16 protein-coding genes and 1 pseudogene are annotated in these 18,754 nt (G+C 76.0%); 9 read left to right on the top strand and 8 right to left on the bottom strand.

Features of this window, described 5'->3' with window-relative positions:
• Positions 1-44 precede the first annotated feature (44 nt).
• From RKE29_RS09375 to RKE29_RS09385, 4 genes and pseudogenes are all read right to left on the bottom strand, one after another.
• Positions 45-1,067, bottom strand: coding sequence for an SDR family oxidoreductase (locus RKE29_RS09375; protein ID WP_312004644.1), 1,023 nt, complete (start codon positions 1,065-1,067; stop codon positions 45-47).
• 202 nt (positions 1,068-1,269) lie between these two features.
• Positions 1,270-1,375, bottom strand: a pseudogene (locus RKE29_RS30795) (alcohol dehydrogenase catalytic domain-containing protein); the annotation flags it as partial.
• A 74-nt stretch (positions 1,376-1,449) separates the two neighbouring features.
• Entirely contained in the window at positions 1,450-2,934 is a 1,485-nt protein-coding gene (locus tag RKE29_RS09380; RefSeq protein WP_312004645.1) for a hypothetical protein, read from the bottom strand.
• 11 nt (positions 2,935-2,945) lie between these two features.
• On the bottom strand, positions 2,946-4,481 hold the full coding sequence (locus tag RKE29_RS09385; protein WP_312004646.1) for a hypothetical protein: 1,536 nt from the start codon (positions 4,479-4,481) through the stop codon (positions 2,946-2,948).
• Positions 4,482-4,934: 453 nt separating this feature from the next.
• Here RKE29_RS09385 and RKE29_RS09390 point away from each other — a divergent pair, with 453 nt between their 5' ends.
• The 3 genes from RKE29_RS09390 to mtnB are packed head-to-tail and all read left to right on the top strand — an operon-like array spanning position 4,935 to position 6,903.
• The gene (locus RKE29_RS09390) at positions 4,935-5,531 is read left to right on the top strand and encodes a cupin (protein ID WP_312004647.1); all 597 of its coding nucleotides are present in this window, start codon (positions 4,935-4,937) and stop codon (positions 5,529-5,531) included.
• Positions 5,528-6,268 carry an acireductone synthase gene (gene mtnC, locus RKE29_RS09395; protein WP_312004648.1) on the top strand — a complete coding sequence of 247 codons (741 nt, stop codon included), beginning with the start codon at positions 5,528-5,530 and terminating at the stop codon, positions 6,266-6,268. The genes RKE29_RS09390 and mtnC overlap by 4 nt, the downstream gene beginning before the upstream one ends.
• Positions 6,269-6,273: 5 nt before the next feature.
• Positions 6,274-6,903 (top strand): methylthioribulose 1-phosphate dehydratase, encoded by a 630-nt coding sequence (gene mtnB, locus RKE29_RS09400; protein ID WP_312004661.1) that lies wholly within the window; start codon positions 6,274-6,276, stop codon positions 6,901-6,903.
• A gap of 77 nt (positions 6,904-6,980) precedes the next feature.
• Here the strand turns inward: mtnB and RKE29_RS09405 are convergent, their stop codons facing one another.
• Together RKE29_RS09405 and RKE29_RS09410 are read right to left on the bottom strand one after the other, a co-directional pair.
• Positions 6,981-7,874 carry an MBL fold metallo-hydrolase gene (locus tag RKE29_RS09405; RefSeq protein ID WP_312004649.1) on the bottom strand — a complete coding sequence of 298 codons (894 nt, stop codon included), beginning with the start codon at positions 7,872-7,874 and terminating at the stop codon, positions 6,981-6,983.
• A 189-nt stretch (positions 7,875-8,063) separates the two neighbouring features.
• On the bottom strand, positions 8,064-8,528 hold the full coding sequence (locus RKE29_RS09410; protein ID WP_312004650.1) for a hypothetical protein: 465 nt from the start codon (positions 8,526-8,528) through the stop codon (positions 8,064-8,066).
• A 672-nt stretch (positions 8,529-9,200) separates the two neighbouring features.
• On the opposite strand from RKE29_RS09410, the gene RKE29_RS09415 reads away from it, so the two are divergent.
• A complete protein-coding gene (locus RKE29_RS09415) occupies positions 9,201-10,517 on the top strand; it encodes a hypothetical protein (RefSeq protein ID WP_312004651.1) in 1,317 nt (438 codons plus the stop codon).
• Between the two features lie 3 nt (positions 10,518-10,520).
• On the opposite strand, the gene RKE29_RS09420 is transcribed toward RKE29_RS09415, so the two are convergent.
• On the bottom strand, positions 10,521-11,648 hold the full coding sequence (locus RKE29_RS09420; RefSeq protein ID WP_312004652.1) for a tetratricopeptide repeat protein: 1,128 nt from the start codon (positions 11,646-11,648) through the stop codon (positions 10,521-10,523).
• A gap of 1,326 nt (positions 11,649-12,974) precedes the next feature.
• Here RKE29_RS09420 and RKE29_RS09425 point away from each other — a divergent pair.
• Positions 12,975-14,018 (top strand): pirin family protein, encoded by a 1,044-nt coding sequence (locus RKE29_RS09425; protein WP_312004653.1) that lies wholly within the window; start codon positions 12,975-12,977, stop codon positions 14,016-14,018.
• Positions 14,015-14,383, top strand: a complete 369-nt coding sequence (locus tag RKE29_RS09430; protein ID WP_312004654.1) for a tetratricopeptide repeat protein — start codon at positions 14,015-14,017, stop codon at positions 14,381-14,383. The genes RKE29_RS09425 and RKE29_RS09430 overlap by 4 nt, the downstream gene beginning before the upstream one ends.
• A 301-nt stretch (positions 14,384-14,684) precedes the next feature.
• On the opposite strand, the gene RKE29_RS09435 is transcribed toward RKE29_RS09430, so the two are convergent.
• Positions 14,685-15,386 (bottom strand): TetR/AcrR family transcriptional regulator, encoded by a 702-nt coding sequence (locus RKE29_RS09435; protein WP_312004655.1) that lies wholly within the window; start codon positions 15,384-15,386, stop codon positions 14,685-14,687.
• A 75-nt stretch (positions 15,387-15,461) separates the two neighbouring features.
• Between RKE29_RS09435 and RKE29_RS09440 the strand changes: the two genes are divergently transcribed.
• The 3 genes from RKE29_RS09440 to RKE29_RS09450 all read left to right on the top strand — a co-directional run bounded on the left by RKE29_RS09440 (position 15,462) and on the right by RKE29_RS09450 (position 18,653).
• Positions 15,462-16,901, top strand: a complete 1,440-nt coding sequence (locus RKE29_RS09440; RefSeq protein WP_312004656.1) for a carotenoid oxygenase family protein — start codon at positions 15,462-15,464, stop codon at positions 16,899-16,901.
• Between the two features lie 93 nt (positions 16,902-16,994).
• Positions 16,995-18,083, top strand: coding sequence for an S-(hydroxymethyl)mycothiol dehydrogenase (locus RKE29_RS09445; RefSeq protein ID WP_312004657.1), 1,089 nt, complete (start codon positions 16,995-16,997; stop codon positions 18,081-18,083).
• 171 nt (positions 18,084-18,254) lie between these two features.
• Entirely contained in the window at positions 18,255-18,653 is a 399-nt protein-coding gene (locus tag RKE29_RS09450) for a hypothetical protein (RefSeq protein ID WP_312004658.1), read from the top strand.
• The last annotated feature ends 101 nt before the right edge of the window (positions 18,654-18,754 follow it).

Here is an 18,754-nt window from a genome sequence, read left to right on the forward strand (position 1 = left end):
CATCCTTCCGTCCGCGGCACGCCGCCGGGGCGCGGCAGCGTCTCTCACCGGCGCAGGCCGCGGAGGGCGGCCGCGCCCAGCGCCGCGGCGGCCGCGCCGCCGGCGGCGGCCAGCGTCCCGTGGTGCCGGGAGGCCCACGCCTGGTGGCTGCGGGCCAGGGCCCGGTCGTCGAAGACTCCGTGGGCCCCGTAGTCGCGGCCGCCGGGCCCGTCGGCGGGCTGCCAGAGGTTGACCGGCCGACCGGGCCGGACGGGCAGGTCGGCCTGCTGGGCGGCGTATCCGGTCCGGGCCAGGTAGCGGTCCACCAGACCGGCGGCGAGCCGGTTGCCCAGGATGGTGGCGGCGGTGGAGCCGCCCACCCAGTACTCGCGCCGCCGCGGGTGGCCGGCGGCGTGGAGCACCGCCCGGGCCGCGACCTCCGGCTGGTAGATCGGCGGCACCGGCTGCGGATGCCCCGGCAGCCGCGACAGCAGCCAGCTGAACTGCGGCGTGTTGAGGGCCGGCAGGTGCACCATGGTGATCCGCACCCGGCTGCGGTCGTGCAGCAGCTCGCAGCGCAGCGACTCGGTGAAGCCCCGGACGGCGTGCTTGGCGGCGCAGTAGGCGGCTTGGAGCGGGATGCCCCGGTAGGCCAGGGCCGAGCCCACCTGGACGACCACGCCGCGGTCGCGGGGCAGCATGCGGCGCAGCGCGGCCTGGGTGCCGTGCACGAAACCCAGATAGGTGACCTCGGTGACCCGCCGGAACTCCTCCGGTCGGATGTCCTTGACGGGAGCGAAGACGGAGGTGAAGGCGGAGTTCACCCAGACGCCGACCGGGCCCAGCTCGGCCTCGGCCCGCTCGGCGGCGGCCTCCACGGCGTCGGGGTCGCCGACGTCGGCGGGCAGTGGCAGCGCCTCTCCCCCGGCGGCCCGCACCTCGCGCGCGGCGGCCGCCAGGCCCTGCTCGCCGCGCGCGAGCAGCGCCACGGCCGCGCCGCGCGCCGCGAACGCGCGGGCGGTGGCCCGGCCGACGCCGGCGCTTGCCCCGGTGATGACGACGACCTGCCGGTGTCTCCTGCGTCCCATCGTGTCCTTCCCGGATCGTCCCTGCCGCCCGGACGGCCTGCTTGTCGGTACGGGCGACGGCGGTCGGCGAAACGGAGTTGCCACGCGCGGGCGGGGTAAACCGGCGGCGCGGGTGATTGGGCCGTTCGCACGGCGGCGATCAGCCCTGGCGGGACGGCGCCTGCGGCCGCGGGCCCGGCCGGACGGCGGTGCGGGGTGAGGCGAAGACCTCGTCGCCGGGCGACAGCCCGGCCACACCGGGGCCGACGGCCTCGACCACGCCTGCCGCCTGGCGCTCCGGGGACGTGCGGCAGGGTGAGCGGGCACAGGCCGGTCAGCTCGCCGCGGCGGATCCTGGGCCGCGCCGCGGCCCCGGCGGGTGCCGCCCTCCCGGGCGGCCGGGTCACCCGGCCGGTCTGCCGAAGACGCGGGCGTACAGGTCCGCGCCGTGCGCGGTGGGCCGCGGCGGCCCGGGGACGATGCGGAAGGTGGCCCCGCCGCCGGCGTCCCGCCCGGCGGACAGGAACAGGCGGCGGCCGGAGTGCCCCTGCTCCAGCCGCCGCGCGAGGTCGTACAGGTGCGTGACGAAGACGACCCGGACGCCGGACTCGGTCAGCGCCCGAAGGATCTCCTCGGCGATGTCCGAGCCCTCGCGCTCGTTGGTGGAGACGAACGACTCGTTGCACAGCAGCAGCGAGCCGGGCCGCAGCCGGTCCACGAGGCCGCTCATCCGGGTGAGTTCCTCGTCCAGCCGGCCGCTGGACATCGTGCGGTCCTCCTCCCGCCGGAAGTGGGTGAGGACGCCGTCGGCGGCGGACGCCGCGAACCGCCGCGCGCCGGTGAACATGCCGCACTGCGCCATCAGCTGGGCCAGGCCGACCGCACGCAGATAAGTCGACTTGCCGCCGCGGTTGGTGCCGGTGACCATGATCAGGCCGACGCCGTCCGCGTCGAGGTCGCTGCCCACCACCGGGCCGCCCCGCCGCAGGGCCAGGCACGGCTCGTACAGCTCCCGCGCCGCCAGGGCCCCCTCGGCGGCGTCGCGGACCTCGGGCCGGCAGACCGGCATGCCGAGCCCGGTCAGCGTCTCGGCCAGGTTGACGCACCCGGCGTAGAAGGCGAGTTCGTCCCGCAGGGCGCGGAAGAAGCCGCGGACGTGGTCCGCCGACCGGGCGACCGCGTCGGCGACGTCCGCGAGCATACGGCCCCGGAAGGCGGCCAGCGCCCGCCAGTCGCTCTCGTCCTGGCCCAGGACGGCGTAGCTGAGCCGCGACGCGCGCAGCGCCCGGTTCGCCAGGGACCTGCGGCTCTTCCCCGGCGGCTGGTAGAGGCGGAATCCGACGCTCCTGTTGTCGTCGCCGAGCCGGGCCGTGGCGGCGATGCCGTGCTCGAACTGGAGCTGTTCGACGGCCTGGGCCACGGCCCGCAGGTAGTCCTCGTCCACGTTGTCCGCGATCGCGGCGAACAGGCGGACGAAGCCGGTGGACCGGAACCGGGCGGAATGCGCCGTGACGAACGCGCGCAGCCGGCGCAGGTGGTCGGTGAACACCTCCAGGGACCGCAGGGAGCGGCCCAGCAGCGCCTCCGAGCGGCCGGCGGCCGCGCCGCGCAGCAGTGCGCCCTCCGCGGCGACGGCCTCGGCGGCCAGGTCGTACAGGGACCGGACGGCGGCGGCGTGGTCCAGGCAGTCGGCCAGCACGTCCTGCCGGTAGGCGATGGCCGCGGGATCGGTCAGGGGGTGCAGGACCGCGGCCCGCGCCGCGGCGAGGATCCGCTCGTCGCCGCGCGCCATGCCCGACCACAGGTCCTCAAGCCCCAGGTCGGCGGTCACCTCGGCGTGGCCGGCGGGCGGCGGCGCGGCGGGGTCGAAGTCCGCGTCGGCGGACATCAGCCGGGGCCTCACCGGCGCATCCGGTCGACGAGCTGCGGATAGGTGAGGCCGTGCCGCCGCGCCAGCGCCCTCGCGTACGCCCGGCCGTCGGCGGGCCGGCGCAGCACGCGGTAGGTGCGCGTCGCGCCGTCGTCCGCCGCGACCGTACTGACCATGCTCACCGTCTTGTCGTTGTACCGGGACAGCTCGTCGAGGAAGCTCACCCACAGGCACAGGGCGTCCAGCCGGGTGATCTCCGCCAGGACGGCGCGGCTGAGCGTGCGGGCGTCGGCGGTGGTGGTCGAGGTGAACACCTCGTTGAGGATGACGACGCTGTCCGGGGTCGCCCGCTGGAGGATCGCGCGCATCCGCAGGAGTTCGTCCTCCAGCTTGCTGACCAGGTCGCCTGGGTCCTCCGCCCGCTCGTAGTGGGTGAGGATCCGGTCGGCGAGGAACACTCGCACCTCCCGGCCGGGTACCGGGCAGCCGAGGGCGGCCAGGTGGTGCAGCTGGCCGAACGTGCGCGACAGGGTCGTCTTGCCGCCCTGGTTGGGTCCGGACACGACCAGGATCCGTTCGGCACCGGAGAGGTGAACGTCGTTCGGCACGACGCGCCCGCCCCGCGCGGCCAGTTCGGCGGCGAGCGCCAGGTCGTACACCTGGCGTCCGAGGAACGCCTTGTCGGTGGCGGAGACGGCCGGATAGCAGACGGGCAGCCCGGCGGCCCGTACGGGCGCGAGGTAGGCCAGGTAGCCGAGGTAGAAGCGCAGTTCGCGGTCCAGCCGGGCGATCTCGTCGGACACGAGGTCGCGGTGGCCGTCGCAGAAGGCGGCCACCTCCGCGAAGAGGCCGGGGCAGAGCTGGACCACCAGGTCCAGCACGCCGGCCTCGACCTGGTCCAGGCCCGGGTCCGCGGCCGGTCCGGGACGGGGGTCCGCGGGCGGGCCGTGCCGGAACCGCTCGAACAGCGCCAGGACCCGTTCCGCGTAGTCGGGGCGGGCCTCGGGGTCGGGCCTGGCGACCGTGACCTTCCCGTCCCGCAGGAGCAGGTCGAAGCGGACGGCGGCGAGCCGGTCGCGCAGCCGCCGCGCCTGGTCGCACGGCTGGTGGAAGTCCGGGCGGCGGACGTACGCGGCCAGGTCGTCCCGCAGCGCGAGCAGGCCCGGCGAGGCGACCGGGGCCTGGGCCAGCCCGGCGGCGAACGCGGTCACGGCGTCGGCGTGGTCCAGCAGGATCTCCAGCAGCCGGCGGTGCGCCTGCGGCGGGTGCCGCAGCTGCCCGACCCGGTCCAGCCGCCGCCGCGTGTGCGCCACGGCCGTCGTGAACCGCTCGGCCTCCTGCCGCACCCGCGGGTCCTCCAGGTCGCGGAAGACCTCCTGGCGGAAGCGCACGGCGTGCTCGTCGCGCAGGGGGCGGTGGAGGTAGGAGGCCGGGCAGCCGCCGGCGCGTGTGACGGCGGCGGCGATCTGATCCAGGTTCAGGTCCGCGAAGTGGTCCGGTGCCGCGGTCTCCGGCGGGGGCCCGGGGCGGTCACGGGAGCCGGACAGGATGCTGCGAAGCGTCACGCGCGCGGTCCTCCCACCCTGGCCCGGATCGCCTGCGATGATCGACATTACCACGGGTAACTTGCGTGCGGGCCGGTGCGAACGGCGCCGCGGGAGCCGCCGCGCGGCCCGGCGGCCGGGTCCGCGGCCCGGCGGCCGGGAGCCCACGGAGGTGCCGGCGTCCCGGGTCGCGCTCGCGGGACCCGCCGCCCCTACCGGCGGCGGCCGCCCGGGCGGAGAGGCGGTCTTCCCGGGGTTCTGGGAAAATGTCGAACGGCCACGGCCCGACCGGGACGCCCCCGGGCGCACCGCCGAGCCCGAGCGGACACGCCGGTGCGCCCGGGCTCCGGCGTGTCCCGCCCGGACGGGAGCCGTCCGCGCCGTATCCGCCCGCGACCGAAGGTCCACCGCACCGCCACCACCGACACACCGAACGCCGCCGCCGCCGCACCGTACGCCTCGTGGGAGCCGACGATGACACTTCTGATCACCTGGCCGGAGTCCGGCCCGCAGACCGAGGTCCGCCGCACCTCGGACCCGGCACAGATCGCCGACGCCCTGGCGCCCCTCGGGGTGCGTTACGAGCGGTGGCCGGTCCGCGAGGACCTCCCGGCGGACGCGGACGGCGACGCCGTCTTCGCCGCGTACCGCACGGAGATCGACAGGCTGACGCGGGAGGAGGGCTTCGCCACCGTCGACGTGGTCGCCCTGCACCCCGGCGACGACCCCGGCTGGCCGGAGCGGGCCAGGGCCGCGCGGGAGAAGTTCCTGGAGGAGCACACGCACGACGACGATGACGAGGTGCGGTTCTTCGTCGCCGGAGCCGGGGTGTTCTACCTGCACGTGGCCGGCGGCGTGCACGCCGTGTACTGCGAGCGCGGCGACCTGCTGGGAGTGCCGAGAGGCACGGCGCACTGGTTCGACATGGGGACGCGGCCGTCCTTCACCGCCATCCGCTTCTTCCATGTGGCGGACGGCTGGATCGGCTCCTTCACCGGCTCCGGCATCTCCTCCCGCTTCCCCGACTTCGACGCGATCCACGCGGGCCGCACGGCGGAGCGGGCCGCGTGACCCTCGCCTTCCAGGCCGACGCGGTGGTGCTCGACATCGAGGGCACCACGAGCGCCACCGGGTTCGTCGTCGACGTGCTGTACCCGTACTCGCGCGAGCGGTTCGGCGCGCTGCTCGCCGAACGGGCCGGCCACGCGGACGTCCGCCGCGCCGTGGAGCAGGTGCGCCGCCTGCTGGGCGAGCCGGAGGCCGACGCGGCGCGCGTCGAGCGGGCGCTGGGCGACTGGCTGGACGAGGACCGCAAGGCGACGCCCCTGAAGACGCTCCAGGGCCTCATCTGGGCGGAGGGCTTCGCGCGCGGCGAGCTGGTCTCGCACTTCTACGACGACGTCGTACCAGCCCTGCGCCGCTGGCACGCGGCGGGCGCGCGGCTGTACGTGTACTCGTCCGGCTCGGTGGCCGCGCAGCGGGCCTGGTTCGCGCACAGCCCGGAGGGCGACCTGCTGCCGCTGGTGGACGGGCTGTTCGACACCGAGAACGCGGGTCCCAAGCAGTCCCCCGCCTCCTACCTGGCCATCAGTTCGGCGATCCCGGCGCCGCCCGGCCTGACCCTGTTCCTGTCCGACCGGACGGCCGAGCTGGACGCCGCCCGCGCGGCCGGCTGGCTGACCGCCGGGGTGCGGCGCCCGGGCGAGCCGTACCACGAGCACGGGACCGGCGGCCACCCCGAGGCCGGGTCGTTCGCCGACCTGCACGTCGGCGCGCCCGGCACGACCCCTGTGAGGAGCAGTACGTGACCGACATCGAGACCGCCCCGGAACCGGCCCTCGAACCCGCCGAGGAGCGGGCCCTGGAGCGGGCCGGAGCGGTGCTGGCCGCCGAGGCCGCCCGCTTCGCGGCGCTGGGCTGGATGCGCGGCACCTCGGGCAACCTCTCCGTCGTCGTCGGCCGCTCGCCGCTGCGCCTGGCGGTCACCGCCAGCGGCCTGGACAAGGGCGAGCTGACGGCGTCCGACGCGGTGCTGGTGGACGGCGACGGCGCGGCGGTCAGCGGCGGCCGGCCGTCGGCCGAGGCGGCGCTGCACGCCCGGGTGGTCCGCCTCACCGGCGCGGGCGCGGTCGTCCACGTCCACACCGTCGCCGCGGTGGCCGTGGCGGAGCGCCGGCCCGCGGGGATCGTCTTCCGCGACCTGGAGATGCTCAAGGGGCTCGGCCACCCGGCGCACGACGAGGACGTCACCCTCCCGGTGATCGCGAACAGCCAGGACATGGCGGCGCTCGGCGACCGGCTGGAGGCCGTCCGCGACCCCCGCATGCCGGCCGTGGTCGTCGCCGGGCACGGCCTGTACGTATGGGGCGCCGACGCCCGGCAGGCGCGCCACCACACCGAGGTCGTGCAGTGGCTGCTGGAGCTGGAGCTGGCCAGGCGCTGAGGTCCGGCGGCGCGTTCTGCGGCGGGCCGGGCGGCCGCCGCGCCGCGCGTACGGGCCCGGGCGGGGGCCGGGGCGCCTCAGGGGCGCAGCAGCCACTCCCGGACGGCGAAGCGGTCACCGCGCCGCTCGACCTCGACGGCGCCGGCGGTGGGAAAGTGCGCGGGGATCACCAGCTCGCCCTCCTCCGCAGCCCGGCCGAGCACGGCGCGCCGGGTGGCGCGCGCCTGACCGGGGTCCTCGTCGAAGACGGGGCAGCAGTCCGGCTCGGCGATCTGAAGCGGGCTGTGCAGCATGTCGCCGACGAACACCGCCCGGTCCGACCCGGAGCGCAGCCGGAGCACCGCGGCTCCCGGCGTGTGTCCCGGAGCCGACTCCAGGCGCAGCCCGCCACCCAGGTCGCAGTGGTCCTCCCACAGGTCGAGCTGCCCGGCCCGGGCCACCGGCTCGACGCTGTCCTCGAAGACGCCGGCCATCGCCGCACCGGCGCGCGTACGGTGCAGGTTCTCCGCCTTCCAGTACGCGGACTCGGCGCGGCCGGCCACGTACCGGGCGCGGGGGAAGGCAGGCACCCAGGCGCCGTCCACCAGCCGCGTGTTCCCTCCGGCGTGGTCGGCGTGCAGGTGGGTGCACACCACCACGTCCACGTCCTCGGGCCGCGTCCCGGCCCGCTCCAGAGCGCCGAAAAAGTCCAGGTCCAGGTGGTGGAAGGCCGGGCTGCCGGGGCGCTCCTTCGCGTTGCCGATCCCGGTGTCGACCAGGATCGTCCGGCCCGCGCCGCGCAGCAGCCAGCTCTGCACGGTCATCAGCACCTCGTCGGAGGCGGGGTCGAGGAAGTCGGGGACCAGCCAGTGGCCGTGGTCCCGCCACAGGCGCTGCCCGTCGTCCGGGTACATCCAGCCGCGGCCCATCCGCAGCACCGGCATCTCCACTACGCGCGTGATCTCGACATCACCCAGAGTCATGGTGTCCATGCCCGCTCCCGTCCCGGCCACTACCCGAGCCGGCTGGTCGGCCCCCGCAACCATGCTCCGCCCCGGCTCCTCCCCCCGGCAACGCCGCGGGCAGCGCGGCGTGGCGGACCGGAGCGGGGCGGGCCCCACGGCCCCACGGCCGGCGGGCCCCACGGCCGACCCGCCGCGAGGCCCGCCGGGTCGGCGAGGTCACGCCCTCCAGTACGCGTAGTCGCAGTACCGCAGCTCGCCGCCGCTCCTCGTCAGGCAGATCCGGAAGCCGTAAATCTGGTTCTCGGCCAGGTCGTAGGGAGATCCCAGGGACGCCCGCAGGACCTGGCACCGGCCGGAGCCTCCGATCTGGTACTCGTAGATGACGAAGTCCTGCATCGGAGCGTCGAAGAAGACCTGGAAGTCGACCGCCCAGCCGTCGGCCTCGACGTCGCAGACCTCCGCGACATCGCCGTCCGCCCGGAACCGGACGCGGCCGCCGGGGTCGGAGTCGTCGGTGTGCATCTGCTCGTCCCAGGACTCCGCCGCCACCGCCGTGCCGACCCGGCCGGTGCTGCGCGGGTGCGGGCCGTCGGCCTGGACGGGTGCCTGGAGCGCCGCCACCAGGCCCAGCCCGACGAGCGCGGCCAGCGCGACGCGTATGAGAACGTAACCGAACCTCATCGACTTCCCCCTCTTCGTGGACTCAACCGGGCACGGACGTCCGGGAGTTCGTTCAGCCTGCCAGGACCCGCGGCGGGCGTCCTTGGCGGCGAGTCCACAGTTCTTGTCGCAGAAGAGACTCCTCCCGGCGACGGTGTCCGGCGCGCGCCGCGGCGGCCCCGCCCGCACTCGTCCCGTTATCGTGCGGGGCGAGGCAGCGGACGCGGGTGGCCGCGGCGGGGGCGGAGGCGGAGGCGATGACGGACAACCCAGCTGGGTGGGTGCGCGTTCCGGTCGGGGAGGAGGCGGAGCGCTGGAGCACCCGGCGGCCGGACCGGTATGTGCTGTTCGTCGTGCACAACGTGACGTCGGCCACCCGGCTGCTGGACGTCCTGCCGCTGTTCCGGGACGACCTGCGAGTCCAGCTGCTGGCCACGTGCACGGGATCTTCGCCGTACCAGTCCGGCGTGCCGGAACTCCTCGCCGAGGTCGGCGTCCCGGTGCTGCCCTGGAGCCAGGCGACGCGCACGCGCGTGGACCTGGCCATCACCGCCAGCCTGGGCGGCCAACTGCACCACTTCTCGGACCACTTGACGGTGTTGTCCCATGGAGTCGGATATAATAAAAAGCTCAGCCGCGAACCGCGAACCGCGAACCGCGAACCGCGAACCGCGAACCGCGAACCGCGAACCGGTGTTCGGTTTCGGGCCGGAGCTGCTGTCGCCCGACGGCCGGCCCATCGCCGACGCCCTCGTGCTGTCCCACCCCGAGCAGCTCGCCCGGCTCCGCGCGTCCTGTCCGCCGGCCGTCGCCCGTGCGGTGCTGGCCGGTGACCCCTGCTACGACCGCCTGCTGGCCGGGCGGGTGCACCGGGACCGCTTCCGCCGGGCGCTGGACGTGCGGCCCGGCCAGCGGCTGGTGCTGCTGAGCTCCACCTGGAACCCGGAGTCGCTGTTCGGCGACGCGGGCGAGGACGTGCTGGCCGGCCTGCTGCCGCGGCTGACCACGGAGCTGCCCGCGGACGAGTACCGCCTGGCCGCCGTGCTGCACCCGAACATCTGGCACTGCCACGGGACCGGGCAGATCCGGATGTGGCTGGACCGCGCCCGGCGCGGCGGCCTGACCCTGGTCGAGCCGGTTCACGACTGGCGGCAGGCGCTCGTCGCGGCCGATGTCGTGCTGGGCGACTTCGGCTCGGTCTCGTACTACGCCGCCGCCCTCGGCACGCCGGTCCTGCTCGGCGCGGCGCACCTGCCCGGCCTCGGCCACGACTCGCCGGTCGCCGACTTCGTCCGCCAGGCGCCGCGGCTGGACGCCCGCGCCCCGCTGCGGCCCCAGCTGGAGCGGGCCCTGGCCGCCTTCCGGCCGCTGCCCGGGCCGTCCGAGCTGACGAGTTCGGCGCCGGGGCGCTCGGCGGAGCTGCTGCGGCGGGTCTTCTACCGCCGCCTACGCCTTCCCGAACCCGACGGGCCGGCCCTGCTGGACCCGCTGCGGCTGCCCGCGTACACGCCGCCGGTGCGCACCGCCCCGCTCCGCGTGGTGACCCGGCTGCTGGGCCCCGGCGAGGTCGCGGTCGCCCGGTTCGCCGCCGCCGGGCGGGAGCCGGACGCGCGGGGCGAGGCGCACACGGCGGTCCACGAGGACACGCTCGACCCCGGCCGGCTCTCCCTGGCCGACGTGATCGTCCGGTACGGGGCGCCTGACGACCCGCGGCTGGGCCCGCCCGCCGAGTGGGCCGCCGAGGTGCTGGCGCGGCATCCGTACTGCGCGCTGGCCGCGTACGTCACCGCGCCCGGCGAGTGCACCGTCCTGCCCCGCGGCGGCGAGCCGCTGGCGCTGGCCGCCGACGCGCCGGCGGCCGACCCCGCCGCGTACGCGTCCGCGCTGCACGCCTGGCTGGCGGCGGGAAAGTCGCTGGCCGAGCTGGACGGGAACCTCACCGTGGTGACCGGCCGGGCCTCCCACCGGGTGGCCGTACGGCCGGTCGCCGCGCCGCGGGCCAGCCCCTGAGGGTCAGTCCTGAGCCGGGTCGGGGCCTGCCTCGCACCGCTCCCGCAGCGCCCGCAGGTGGGCGAGGTGGTAGCGCGCGCCCTCGCGGTCGAGGAGCGCGGTCGCCTCGTCGATCAGCGGCAGCGCGTCGGCATGGCGCCCGGCGAAGAGGTACAGCTCGGCCAGGTCGGTCAGGGTACGTGCGGTGTTGTACGGTTCCGTGCCGCGGAAGAAGCGCAGCGCGGCGGTCAGCGACTCCTCCGCTTCCGCCCACGGGGCGAGCCCGCGCATGGCCAGGCCGCGCCGGGCCCGGCCCCGGTGGCGCTGGAGCAGCGCGCGGGCCCGGGGGACGTCCGCGGCCCCCTCGTCACCGGGTCCGATGCCGTCCAGGGCGCCGTCGGCCTCGGCGAACATGCGGTCGGCCGCCGCGAAGTCCAACCGGGTGAGCAGGACCAGGCCCAGGGTCTCCGTGGCGGTGGCCTGGCCGCGCAGGTGTCCGGCCTGCCGCTCGGCGGCGAGCGCGGCACGGGCCTCGGCTTCGGCCTCCGGGAGGCGGTCACCCGCCAGCAGCGCCATCGCGAGGAACGTGTGCATGCGGCCGGCCGTCCGCGTGCCCGGGGACCGCTCGTCGGCGATCCTCGCCCCGGCGCGCAGCGCGGGCAGCACCTCGTCGTGCCGTCCGTCCTTCAGCTGCACGGCCCACATCGCCTCGCACAGCGCGCAGGCCAGGTCGCCGAAACCGAACTCCTCGGCGGCCAGCACGGCCTGCACCAGGTTGGGCAGCTCGTCGCGGAGCGCGGACAGCGCCTGGCCGGGGTCCGTGTAGGGCCCGGCGGGCACGGTCCTGAACGCCTCGCTGATCCGCCAGTTGGCCGGGTGCGCGGTACGCGCGGCGGCGACCGCCGTGTCGTGGTGCGCGCGGATCACCCGCTCCATGGCCCGGCCGCACCCGGCGACCCGGTCCTCGGCCGCCGCCTGCCGCTCGCCGTGGGCCCGTACGGCCGGCCGGTGCCGGTAGGCGCCGTCCGGGGTGCGTTCGAGAAGGTTGCGCTCCGCCAGGAGCTCCAGCAGCCCGGCCGCCTCCACCGGACCGGTCTCGGCGGCGACGGCCGCGGTGCCGGGGCGGATCGCGGGCCACGGCCACAGCGCCATGCGGCGGTACAGCCGCGCGGCGGGCCGGCTCCAGGCTCTGGTACGCCTCGTCGAGGATGGCGTGCAGCGCGTCGTCCCCCGGCATGGTGGTGCCCCCTTCCGGTCCCTGCCCCGGCCCCGGCCCCGGTCCTGTCCCCGGTTGCCGCCCTGGTCCCCGCACCGCCCGCTGCCCGTCCGCCAGTGCCAGTCCGGCCGTCCACAGGGCCAGGGCGGACCCGCCGCAGCGGCCGACCAGGGACCGGTCCACCAGACTGCGGTCCCCGGCCAGCTCGGTCAGCAGCCGCAGCGCGTACCGGTCCGGCAGCGGCCCCACCTCGACCGGTCTCGCGTCGAGCCGCAGCCGGCGGCGGGCCACGACGATCGTGAACACCCCGGGTGCCGGAGTGAGCAGGGGCCGCACCTGGGCGACGGAGTCGGCGTGGTCCAGGACGACCAGCATGCGGCGGTCGTCCAGCACCTCCTGGAGGAGCCGGGCGCGCTCGGCCAGCCCCGGCGGGATCCGCTCGGCCGGCAGTCCCAGGTCGCGCAGCGCCCGGCGCAGGGCCAGCGACGGGTCGAGGCCGACCGCCGGGTCCGGCCCGCCCAGGTCGACGTACAGCCCCCCGTGGGGAAAGCGCTCCGATTCCTGCCAGCCGAACCGGATCGCCAGCGCGGTCGTGCCCACGCCCTCGCGCCCGTACAGCAGGGCGCGGCGCGGACTCCCGTCCGCCGCGCGCCGGGCCTCGCGGGCCAGGTGCTCCAGGGGCTCCTTCCGGTCCTGGAAGAACCTGTTGCCGTCGGGCAGCCGCGGCACCCGCCGGACACCGGGCGCCGCGTCCAGGGCCGCTCCGACCAGCCGCCCCACCTCGGCCAGGCGCCGGGCCGCGGCCGGGTCGCGGCGCGCCGCCTCGTACAGCAGGGCCGCCAGGTCGTCCTCCCGGTCCGGCCGCCGCGCGGCGGGCTCCTGCCGGCCGAACAGCCCGCCGATCAGCAAGGAGAGCTGCCGGCCCACCTCACCGCCCATGCCCGAGCCCACCGCGCCCAGCATCGCCGAGACGGCCGCCAGCGAAACGGGTTCCACCATGCGTCTCTTCCCCCTCCGACCCGATGTCCGACCCGGCACACCAGCCAACCGTAGCGAGGCGGCCCGTTCAACGAGACAGGCCGTCAACTCGCCGACTCGCTCGACTCTCCCGGGGTGCCGGGCGGACGCGCGTCCCCGGCCCTTCCCCGGCCCTTCCCCGGCCGACCGGAGTGCGCGGGAACCGGGCGGGAACCCGGTGGGAACAATCCCGGATCGTTTAAAGTTGAACGACTCGAACGCCCCGACCACCGAAGGAGGACCCTATGCCCGCCATCACCGTGGAGAACACGCTGCGCCTGCCGCGCATCCCGGAGCCCGACCCGCAGGCCGTACCGCAGCGCCCCGTACGGTCGCTGACCGCCGCGCCGCGGGGCTTCGAGGGAGAGGGATTCCCCGTCTACCGGTCGTTCGCGGACGTCTCGCTGCGCGACCTCGACCCCTTCGTCCACATGGACCAGATGGGCCAGGTCGAGTACGCGCCGGGCGAGCCGAAGGGCACCGCCTGGCACCCGCACCGCGGGTTCGAGACCGTCACCTACATGATCGACGGCCGCGTCGAGCACCAGGACTCGCACGGCGGCGGAGGGATGATCACCGATGGAGGCACCCAGTGGATGACCGCCGGCAGCGGCATCCTGCACATCGAGACGCCGCCGGAGGCCCTGGTCAGGTCCGGCGGGCTGTTCCACGGCGTCCAGCTGTGGGTGAACCTGCCGCGCGCGAACAAGTGGAACCCGCCGCGCTACCAGAGCATCGAGGGCCCGCAGGCGGCGCTGCTGACCTCGCCGGACGGTGGCGCGCTGGTACGGGTCATCGCCGGAGAGGTGGCCGGGCACCACGGGCCCGGCAGCACGTTCACGCCGATCACGCTGATCCACGCCACGCTCAGCCCGGGCGCCCGGCTGGTCCTGCCGTGGCGGCGCGACTTCAACGCACTGGTGTACGCGCTGTCCGGGCGCGGCACCGTCGGACCGGACGCGCGTCCGCTCGACGCGCACCAGCTCGCCGTCCTCGGCCAGGGCGGCGCGCTGACCGTGGCCGCGACCGACCGGCCCGACAGCCGGACGCCGGAGCTCGACGTCCTGGTGCTCGGCGGGCGGCCGATCCGCGAGCCGGTCGCGCACTTCGGACCGTTCGTGATGAACACCAAGGCCGAGGTCCTTCAGGCGGTGGAGGACTTCCAGAGCGGCAGGCTGGGCGCCGTGCCCGCCGACCGCCTGCCCCACACCGCCCCGGGGGCCGCTCCCCGGACCGACGCGGGAGAGGCCGGCACCGGAGAAGCCGACACCGGAGAGGAGCACGCATGACCGGCACCCAGTACCCGAGCGCCGCCGAGTTCCCCGAGGAGAGCGCGGCGGAGCTGTGGGAGCGCGCCGGACTGTTCTTCGAGGCGCGGCAGTACGCCGAGGCGGCCCGGCTGCTGGCCGGTGTCGTCGAGGAGTTCCCCGAGCAGGTCGCTCCCCGGCTGCTGCTGGCCCGCGCCTACTACCACTCGGCGCAGCTGCGGCGGGCCGAGGAGCAGCTGCGGGAGGTGATCGCCCGGGACCCGGTCGAGCCGTACGCCCACCTGATGCTCGGCCGGACCCTGGAACGCCAGGGGCGCGCGCAGGACGCCGAGCCGTGGCTGCGCACGGCCGCCGCGCTCGACGGCGGCCGGCCGGCCGAGGACTGAGGGCCCGGGCCCGCCCGGCCGGCGGCACCGGCCGTCCGCGAGCGCGGCACGCGGGGCGCCCCCGGCAGTGCGCTGGGGGCGCCGGGCCGCGTCCCGGCCCCACGCGGCGGCGCGCCGCCGCTCGGTGCCGAACTATCTGGGCGCTTCCCGGCAACCCGATCGAGTGGTATCCCATCGGTCGAACGGGCCGGTAGCCCGAGCGGGGGCATACGGACTGATAATCCCGCCCGGGACGCACGGACGTCACGCCGTAGCCGCGGACACCGGCGAGCCGGGGCCCACCGCCAGGCAGCCGACCCGGTCACCGGCCGCCGGCCGCGGGACAGGACTCCTGGTGGCCGTGGGGCCCCGCCCCGACGGCCACTGCGGTCATCAGCGGGAGCAGCACCCGCTCCAGGCCGTCGTCGTCGAAGTAGCCCGCGGTCTCCAGCAGGACGTAGCCGTGGACCAGGCTCCAGAGCTGGGCGGCGAACGCGGTGGGGTCGGCGGGGCGCAGGGCGCCGCCGGCCATGGCCGCCTCGACGGCCCCGACCAGGACGTTGAAGGTCGCCAGCGCCTCGTCCCGGTCCTCGCCGGTCGCCGCGCCGGTCGCCTCGTCCGCGGTCGGGACGCCGGTGCCGGCGTCGGTGGCCGCGGCGCCGGTCGTCGTGACGTGGGACCGGACGGGCCGGTGGCCGTTGATCGCGGTGACGCCGAACATCACCCGGTACAGCTCCGGGTGCGCTCGCGCCTGGTCGCGGTAGGCCAGCCCGAGGGCCATGAGGTCGGCCAGGGGGCTGTCGGTGCGCTCGACCGCCGCCAGCGCCCTGCCGAGCCGGACGAAGCCCTCGCGGGCGACCGCGTCGACCAGGCCGGGCATGCCGCCGAAGTGGGTGTACACCGCCATGGTCGAGGTGCCGACCTCGGCGGTGAGCTTGCGTGCCTGCACCGCCTCGGGGCCCTCGGCGGCGAGCAGGTCGACGGCGGCGGCGATCAGGCGCTCGCGGACTGGGGGCTCGCTCATGGTTGTCATGATGGCATAACGGTGTTATGAAAGGAGTGTCATAACGTCGTTATGAGAGGTCGTACCGTGAGTAACTTGGGCCGTACCGCAGGTAATCCGTACCTGGAGGGCAACTTCGCCCCCGTCCACGACGAGCACACCCTCACCGACCTGAAGGTCACCGGGACCATCCCGCCCCACCTGGACGGCCGCTACCTGCGCATCGGACCCAACCCGGCCGGCGAGATCGACCCGGACGTCTACCACTGGTTCGCCGGGGACGGCATGGTGCACGGGGTGCGGCTGCGCGACGGCCGGGCCGAGTGGTACCGCAACCGCTGGGTGCGCACCCCCGCGATGGGCGGCCCGCCCGGCGCGCCGGGCACCGTCGACAAGGTGGGAGCCAACACCAACGTCATCGGCCACCGCGGGCGGACTCTCGCCCTCGTCGAGTCCGGCATATCGTGCTACGAGCTGACGGAGGAGCTGGACACCGCCGGCGCCTGCGACTTCGACGGCACCCTGCGCGGCGGCTACACCGCCCACCCGCTGCGCGACCCGGACACCGGCGACCTGCACGCCGTGTCCTACTTCTTCGGCTGGGGCAACCGCGTGCGCTACACCGTGATCGGCGCCGACGGCAGGCTCCGGCGCCAGGTGGACGTGCCGGTGACCGGCAGCCCGATGATGCACAGCTTCTCGCTGACCGAGCGGCACGTGATCCTCTACGACCTGCCCGTCACCTTCGACACCCGGCGGGCCCTCCCGGCGCGCGTACCCGCGCCGCTGCGCGCGGCGGCCCGCCTGACGCTCTCCGCGCTGATCGGCCGCGTACGGCTGCCCGAGCCGGTCGCGGCGGGGATGGCCCGCCGCGCCCGCCCGAACGGAAACCTGCCCTACCGCTGGAACCCGTCCTACCCGGCGCGCGTCGGCGTGCTGCCCCGCGCGGGCGGCCCGGCGGACGTGCGGTGGTTCCCCGTCGAGCAGGCCTACGTCTACCACCCGGTCAACGCCTACGACGAGGACGGGACGGTGGTCCTCGACGTCGTCCGCCACGACCGGACCTTCGACGCCGACCCGCACGGCCCGTTCGACGCGCCGCCCGCCGTCGAACAGTGGGTGCTCGACCTGGCCACGGGCAAGGCCGCCCAGTCCCGGCTGGACGACCGGCCGCAGGAGTTCCCGCGGGTCGACGAGCGGCTGACGGGCCGGCGGCACCGGTACAGCTACAGCACGGCGGTCGGGATGAGCGTGGACTTCCTGGACACCCTGCTCAAGCGGGACTACCGCACCGGGACCACCGCCGCCCGGTCCTTCGGCGCGGGCAGGTCGATCGGGGAGTTCGTCTTCCACCCGCACTCGCCGGACGCGGCGGAGGACGACGGCGTGCTGCTGGGGTACGTCCACGACGAGCGCGCCGGACGCAGCGACCTGGTGCTGCTCGACGCCGGGACCCTGGAGACCGTCGCCGCCGTCCACCTCCCGGTCCGCGTGCCGCACGGCTTCCACGGCAACTGGGTCCCGGCCACGCCCTGACAGGAGGACAGCATCACGTAAAGTGATGGCCTGAATACGCACCGGATGGTACCTTCGTTCGAGGCCCGCATCCTCTCTGATAAGGAGCACGGCATGGCCGCCCAGGAGGTACGCGGGGTCGTCGCCCCCGGCAAGGGCCGACCGGTGGAGGTCCGCACGGTCCTGGTGCCGGAGCCCGGGCCGGGCGAGGCCGTGGTGCGGGTCCAGGCGTGCGGGGTGTGCCGTACCGACCTGCACTACCGGCAGGGCGACGTCGGCGACGACTTCCCCTTCCTGCTCGGCCACGAGGCCGCCGGGACCGTGGAGTCGGTCGGCGACGGTGTGCGCGACGTGGCGCCCGGCGACTTCGTCATCCTCAACTGGCGCGCGGTCTGCGGCCGCTGCCGGGCCTGCCTGCGCGGGCGTCCCTGGTACTGCTTCGACACCCGCAACGCCGCCCAGCGGATGACGCTGACCGACGGCACCGAGCTGTCCCCGGCCCTCGGCATCGGGGCCTTCGCCGAGAAGACGCTGGTGGCGGCCGGGCAGTGCACCAGGGTCGACCCGGCGGCGGCTCCGGCGGTGGCCGGGCTGCTCGGCTGCGGCGTGATGGCCGGGCTCGGCGCGGCCCTCAACACCGGCGCGGTGGGCAGAGGCGACACGGTGGCCGTCATCGGCTGCGGCGGGGTGGGCGGCGCGGCCGTCGCCGGGGCCCGGCTGGCCGGTGCGACGCGGATCATCGCCGTCGACGTGGACGAGCGCAAGCTCGCCGGCGCCCGGCGGCTGGGCGCCACCCACACCGTCAACTCCCGCGCCGCCGACCCGGTCACGGCGGTCCGGGAGCTGACCGGCGGGTTCGGCGCCGATGTCGTCATCGACGCGGTGGGCCGCCCGGAGACGTACCGGCAGGCCTTCTACGCCCGCGACCTGGCCGGCGTGGTGGTCCTGGTCGGCGTCCCCGACCCGGGGGCGACGCTCGACCTGCCGCTGCTGGACGTCTTCTCGCGCGGCGGCGCGCTCATGTCGTCCTGGTATGGCGACTGCCTGCCCTCGCGGGACTTCCCCGCGCTGATCGACCTGTACCTCCAGGGCCGGCTCGACCTGGCGGCGTTCGTCACGGAGACGATCGCGCTGGAGGAGACGGAGGCGGCGTTCGCCCGGATGGAGCACGGCGACGTGCTGCGGTCGGTCGTGACGCTGTGAGGACGCGGACGACCGCACGGGCCGGGAGCGGCGCCCGGCCGCCGGGCGGGGGCCCGGCGGCCTGAGGCGGGGACGCCGCCCCGCCCCGGGCGCCGGCCGTCACCGGCCTGTCGGCTCCGTCCGCTCCGCGCGCCCGGCCCGCGCGCGCCGTCCGTCGCGCCCGGCGAGCCAGTGGCGGCCCAGGACGACGGCCGCGCCGTGCAGGCCGAGGCCGAGGGCGGCGGGTCCGTCGGCGGGCTGTTTGCGCGGATGCTCGCGCCCGGCCACCTGGACGACCTGCACGCCCGCGGCTCCCTCGGTGTGATCTTCGCCGACGCGATGACGCTCGCCGCCGAACCCGCCGTGGAGCAGGCCGTACGGCGCGGCATGCGGGAGGTCGCCGGCACTCTGACCGAACTCCCCACCCGGGGACAGCGCACGGGCGAGGTGCGCGCCGACGTCGCCCCGGACGCCGCCGCCTGGTGGCTGGCTGCTGTCCCTCATGGCCTCGCACCGCTCGGCGCGGCGCGGTCATGCCCGACCGCGAACACCTCGAAGGGGCGCTCGGCGCGCCGACGCTGCGGCTGCTGACCGGCGCGGGCACGGCGGACACGGGCGCGGCGGACACGGGCGCGGGGGCGCGGAGCCGGAGCGCCGCGGCGCGGCGGGCTGAGCGCGGGCGCGGACTCCCG

Origin of the sequence: Streptomyces sp. B1866 (genome assembly GCF_031932565.1) — a bacterium.
GTDB lineage: Bacteria > Actinomycetota > Actinomycetes > Streptomycetales > Streptomycetaceae > Streptomyces.